3 protein-coding genes and 2 pseudogenes are annotated in these 6,273 nt (G+C 47.6%); all 5 read right to left on the reverse strand.

The features are described 5' to 3' along the window. Positions 1-77: 77 nt before the first annotated feature. A complete protein-coding gene (locus L1N85_RS21605) occupies positions 78-1,370 on the reverse strand; it encodes an ABC transporter substrate-binding protein (RefSeq protein ID WP_235241128.1) in 1,293 nt (430 codons plus the stop codon). 102 nt (positions 1,371-1,472) lie between these two features. Beyond that, a complete protein-coding gene (locus tag L1N85_RS21610) occupies positions 1,473-2,537 on the reverse strand; it encodes a response regulator transcription factor (protein WP_235241129.1) in 1,065 nt (354 codons plus the stop codon). Continuing rightward, complete coding sequence (locus L1N85_RS21615) at positions 2,530-4,311, reverse strand: sensor histidine kinase (protein WP_235241130.1); 1,782 nt, start codon at positions 4,309-4,311, stop codon at positions 2,530-2,532. Before L1N85_RS21615 ends, L1N85_RS21610 begins: the two co-directional genes overlap by 8 nt. Before the next feature lie 119 nt (positions 4,312-4,430). Next, positions 4,431-4,838, reverse strand: a pseudogene (locus tag L1N85_RS21620) (glycoside hydrolase family 30 beta sandwich domain-containing protein); the annotation flags it as partial. A 68-nt stretch (positions 4,839-4,906) separates the two neighbouring features. Then, a pseudogene (locus tag L1N85_RS21630) lies at positions 4,907-6,194 on the reverse strand (RNA-guided endonuclease InsQ/TnpB family protein); the annotation flags it as partial. Positions 6,195-6,273 lie beyond the last annotated feature (79 nt).

A 6,273-nucleotide genomic window follows, 5' to 3' on the forward strand; every position in this document is an offset into this window, starting at 1 on the left:
TCTCCTTATGTGTATCTGCTAAGACCGGAAGGAAGACGAGCGAAGCGCTCGTTCTCCCTCTTCCCGTCATCGTTTTATTACTTGTTCACCTTGTTAAAGGATTTCCACGCTTTATCAAGCGCCTTCAGCACGTCGTCCTGCGACAGCTGTCCGGCATAGTAAGCTTGAAGTCCTTTGCCCACCTCGTCTTTAACGGATTGTGGTATGGCCGGATCCTGATACGATTTGCCTTCCTTTACATAAGCAGTTGCATCGTTAACCCAAGGATAACTCTCGTACGTATGAACGGTAGCAATCGGATTAAATTTCAGCGCTTGGAAGAAATCGTTCGAAGCCTTGTCGTCCAGCACATAGTTGATGAAATCAAGCGCAACCTCTTTGTTTTTGCTGCTCTTCGATACGGCAAGCGATGTTGAAGCGCTTAGATTGATTAAGGTTGCATCAGAGTTATCATTGATCGGCAGCGGTGCTACACCGAAATCCAGCTCCGGATTCGACTTCAGAATCGTTTCCGCATACCATGGTCCTTGCAGCCACATGGCTCCTTTGCCTGTAGCGAATGCCGCAGCGCCATCGTCGCCGCCAATCTCCGTCGCTTTATCCGTTCCGTTAGCATTGATCAGATCGAAGATGTCGAACATGCTCTTCATTTCGGTGAATGAGCCTTCATCCTTGTTCATGCGATCGATAAAGTCAGCGTTTTCCGTATTGATGAGCGCTCCTGCCGCAAGCGGAAGCACAAGCTGTGGAATCCACGATTCTTTGTAAGAAAGAACGAATGGCGTAATGTTATTCGACTTCAGTTTCTCAACAACCGCTTTCATTTCTGTCAGCGTCGTTGGCGGCGTCAGCCCTTGCTCGGTAAATATCGTTTTGTTATAGAGGTAACCCCAAGACAGCGTCTCCAAAGGAACGGCAACCACTTTGCCATCCGTTGTCGTTACAGAAGGCTTAACGCTATCCAGCAGCTTGCCTACAAACGGCTGACTGGACAAATCCTCCAGATATCCTGCTTTGTAATAAGAAGGAATTTCATTAATCGCATGAAGGGCAAAGATGTCTGGCGCATCATTCGATGCAAGGCGCGTCTTCAAAATTTGAGCTGCGTTATCCGCCGTAGGCATTTCAAGCTGGACGGACACATCGATGTTTTTCTCCGCTTTTTCCTTGGCCACGAAATCTGCAATATACTTATCATAGTGCTCCTTCAATCGCGGCTGGGCGATAAACATTTTAAGCTTTACGCTTTTTGCTTCACCGCTGTTAGATGCGCCATCCGCTTCTCCCGCTTGGTTTGCGTTGTTTCCGCAGCCTGCAAGGAGCGTTGTTGCCAATACCGTAACGAGCAAACCTTTTATCATCTTTTTCATTTCTTTGTGACCTCCCAATGACTTGTTTTGTTGACGCTTTCATTGTACCTAAAAAATGAAAGCGTTTAATTGGACGGAATTAGACCATTTGTTTGGACAATTTTAAACCTCGCCGCTTTTCCTCATTTCGCCCGGTGCAACTCCAAAATGCTTTTTAAACACACGATAAAAATAAGTCACATCCTCGTAACCCGCCATTTCGGCCACGGTCTTGATCGGAATGCTCTCGTCGGACAGCCATTCCTTTGCTTTGACCATGCGCAAATGCAGCATATAATCGGTTACATTCCGACCAAATTCTTGCTTGAACATCTTGCTCAAATATTCCTTGCTCACGAAAAAAGCTCTTGCCAATTGTTCTAATGTGATTGGCTCGGCATAATGCTTCTCCATAAATAAGCGAACTTCTTCCAGGTTCAGCTTGTTTTTAAACTTTCTATGCTGGATGAGCAGCTCAATTGTCTCGATATAATGATGTGTAATGAATAAAACGGTATTCGCAGGCGCTGCAAAAGTTTCTTGACCATAAGCGGCTTTGAGGTTGTCCATGTCAATGGAGTTAGCGAACATGAGCTCTTTTAACAGCAGCAGCATTTCCTGCACGACCTGCTCAAGCATGCCCGCTTTCATAATCCCGCTTCGTTCCAGCTCCTCCGACATTTGATGCAAAGTCGCAGCAATGCCCTCCTTGTTCAATTCATTAAAATGGGATCTAAGTACCTGCTTATAAGAAGATAATAGATAAGATAAATCGATATCTAACTCCAAGGCAGGGCGATCCGGCTGAGCCGCTGCCTCAAGCTCGTTCTTGCATTTTTGCAGAGCGGCATTCAGCTCCTTAGGATCAACGGGTTTCAATAGGTAATCCACCGCACGGTAACGAAGCGCATGCTTCGCATATTGAAAGTCATCGTAGCCGCTGACCACGATCGTTTTTATATCGGGATATTGATCATTTAAAGATTCAAGCAGCCTAACCCCGTCAACGCCGGGCATGCGCATGTCAGTAATAACGATTTGAGGCGACAAAGCTTCCATAAGCCGGAGTGCCTCCAAGCCGTCATCCGCTTCTCCTGCAATTTCCATTTCGAATTGTTCCCAGTCCCCGAATGCTTTGACAATATCCCTTGTCCAGCTCTCGTCATCGACGAGCAGCACTTTAATCATCTCGATCTCTCCCAGCCTCCATTGGTATTCGTACGGTAACCGCCGTTCCTCTATCAAGCTCGCTATCGACCCAAATGCCATATTCCGTACCGAAATGCAAATGAATGCGGGAAGCTACGTTTTGGATGCCGATCCGTTGTCCATGCGTCCACACTTGACCGCTTTGGTTGCTAAGTCTCTTGCGCAGTTCTGCCAGCTTATCGCTCCTAATACCAACACCGTTGTCGCGGATTTGAATATGAACCATGCTCTGCTCGCGATATAACGCAACATCAAGCTTCCAATTGCCGGATTTCGTATCTAAGCCATGGAAAAAAGCATTTTCCACGATCGGCTGCAGCGTCAGCTTTGGGATGGCGCATGTCAGCAAAGTCTCATCAACTTCAATCGTATATGTCAGTCTGGACGAGAACCGCTGCTGTTGAATGAGCATATAATTGTTCAAATGATCCAGCTCCGATTTTAACGACGCCAGATCGTCCGGATCACGTATGACGTATCGGAACATTTCGCTGAGCGACCGGATAATTTCATAGCTTTCTGCCGGTTTTTTAGTAAATAGCATACTACCGATCATTTGAAGTGTGTTTTGCAAAAAATGCGGATTGATTTGCGCCTGCAGCGCTTTAAGTTCCGCCGTTTTTTTTTCGAGACTGATGCTGTATTCCGTTTTAATATGTTCCTTAATGCGGGAAGACATGTTATTCAGCTTCGTTTCAAGCAGGCCGATCTCGTCCAGCCGGTTGCTAACCTGAACCTCCGTTTCCCTAATCAGGCCTAAACCTTGCATTGATCTGGCCAGTCTTACGATCGGCGTTGCCGTTCTCCACGCTAACAAAATCGCGATGAGAATCGATACCGCGACGGAAATCGCACCTACGATAATACCGAAGCGCATCGTAGCCAGAGCGCTCTGATTGATAAAGCTGGTGGGAATGATCTTGATAAGCTTTAAGCCAACCGGATCGATCGTATTATAGAAGACATATTGGTCCGGCAGCCGGAAATAGCCTTGTCCATCACCCGCATGGTTAATCCGCTTCATCGTCTCCTCTGTTGGTGCCTCGCCTTCGGGCTGGTAGAGAATACGGCCGTCAGGTCCGGCTATAAGCACCTTATGCTGCACTCCGCGACCGATCAAATCAAGCGTCTGATCTAACATGGACCATCGTATGTTTAAGGAAATGCCGCCGAGCTTCTCCTGATTCTCGAAGCGATTGATGCTCCTGACCAACTGAAATTCATCGCCTTCCGATCCATCCGATTGAATAATAAAATCTTTGTTATGCTCGAATAATGGTTTATAAAGAGAAGGAATGCCAGGGACGGATTCGATATCGCTTTGAGTAGCATTAATCGTGAACAGCTTGTTTGGGTCATCCAAATACATCTGGGCGCCTATGACATGATTGCCGGCCGAATAAAATAAGCTGGTAAGCGTATCGATAATGTTTTTTTGCGCCGCGAACTGGATAGATAGACTGGCCTCCTCCGTATTTGCTAAATAATCGCTTATATGAGGGCTGATCAGTACCGTATAGATCAAATTGTTTAATTGCGCGAATTGCTCTCCTAAGTAAATGCCGGTCCATTTCATATTGGACAGATTTGTGCTAATTACCTCAGACTCCATCGTTTTACGGTTATTTTCAGCAGCGAGCCCTGTGACCGCGATTATCGGAACGACCGACAAAATTATCATCGTAAAAATGAGTTTGTTGCGGATGCTTCTTCTGAAGGGCTCCATCACCTTGCACATAAGCTTGGTTAACATAGATTCCCGCCCCTCCCGACTGTCTTCTGTAAAGATGTATTTTACCCTATTTCCGTTAGATTCATATGAGCAAAAAACTAACGCCTCACAGGATGGAAGGCGTTAGTCGTTTGAAGTCGTCAATGGCCGGGGATGACGATCGTATGGAAGGATTCCGGTTCGAGCTTAAATTCATAATTCAAGGTGCCGATGGATAATCGCAGCTCACGTTTATCCGCGAAAGGATTAGCGAGTACCAGGACCCGTGTTCCGTCCGGCTTCTCGAAGGCAACCGCATTACCGGCCCACGGACCTTTCAGCCCAATTCGCAGGTCACCCGGCGCCGTAAAATGAGCAAAATGCTTCATCACATAAAACTCGGGATTATGCGTCACCTGCTTAGCAGCGGGGTCGACGGTCAGCATCGCGTTCTGCTCCCATCCCCAAGTGCTCCTGCCCTTCGGCTCAAGCACCATATTCCAGTAAATATAAGCATTTACGCCGTTCGTGAAGTAATGCTGGTATAGATTAAATACATATCGGGCATGAATACTCCCACCACTTACCGATGCTGTCGCTTCGGCTGAAGTGGGGGTTTCTGATGTATCGTCCTTACTTATTTCAGGATGCTTAACACCAGTGGAGTTGACACGTTGACGGACTGTTTACCGTCCAACCCCTCTATCCCATCGGTTCCTTTGGCGGATACGTTTGGGAATACTTTGCGCAAAATGTTGGCGGCGCCGTTCACATCGGCATGAATCAAGCCCTTCGTGTTCGTATACAGCGCGCGACATATTCGCTTGCCGGAGAAGGTCCATGCCCCCTTTTCGTCATAACGCGGCAATGGGTCTTGATCTATGAAGCTGGCTTTCGAGGTGTATGCTTCTTCGGTCAGGAGGACCGTTATCCCCTGTTCAGCCGCCTTATACTGGATCATCGCGATGAGCATCCGGTGTGGGATGTGGCAGAAGAACTAATTGTTTCGCCGTCCCATAGCAGACGGTTGCTTCCATCCATCGTTATGCGCGGGTGACGATTGTGCCGATATGTTGCTCCACGGCCAGCTTGACGATGTGATGACTTGCTTTGTGGAACAAGTCTTTGATCCGGCGATGGCGCTTCAGATGCAATCGTTCCAATCGTCTGGACGTATGCGCCCCTTTGTGCGGTTCATTGCCTTGACGAAGAATACGGGTATAATGCGCTTTCATCTTGTTGTAATACTGATTGAATGCTTTGACGATCTTGCCCTTCACGATCATCGGTTTCGAACCGGTAGTCGTGACGATGGTTGCAAGATTGTCAACGCCAAGATCAACCGCGAGCGTGTTTTCTTTCGCTGCTTCCTTCTTTTCTATCGGATAAGCGAAGACCATTTCAACGACATAGTGTCCATGCCTTGGCACCACGCGCACCTGCATCAGCTGTCCGCCGGAACAGCCTAACTTGCCGATATTAAGCAGCAGCTTGGTCTTGGGAAGCTTGAGAAACTTCCGTCCTTTGATCACGCAATCCTGATTGGAGAATTCGACTTCTTTCAACTTGCTCCGAGCATATCCCGGAATATTAGGCTTTCCGGTGTATTTCTCAGGATGCATGCGGTAGTCCTTCATACTGGCGAAGAAGGCTGTCCAGTTTTGGAACACAGCCTTCATGACCCCCTGACTGCTCTGCGCAGGAAGTGCGCGATAATCGGTTTGCTCCATCACTTTGAACAAAGCATCCAAGAAGTAGTAAGGCACAAATGACTTCTCCTGAGAAGGCAGCATGAATGGACGGGAACGATTCTTCTCGCTCAGCCGTTCATTCATCGTATCGATATGTACTTCCAATGAGTTCATCACTTGTTGAAACGGCTGCAATGACTCATTCCGCCCAAAAGAGGTAAACACCTGTCGGAGTAGAGTAAAGGGCTGGGAGTACCAGCCCCTCCTCATCAAACCGTACGTGCGGTTTTCCCGCATACGGCTTTCCGACATT

This window comes from Paenibacillus alkaliterrae (genome assembly GCF_021532375.1).
Lineage (GTDB): Bacteria > Bacillota > Bacilli > Paenibacillales > Paenibacillaceae > Pristimantibacillus > Pristimantibacillus alkaliterrae.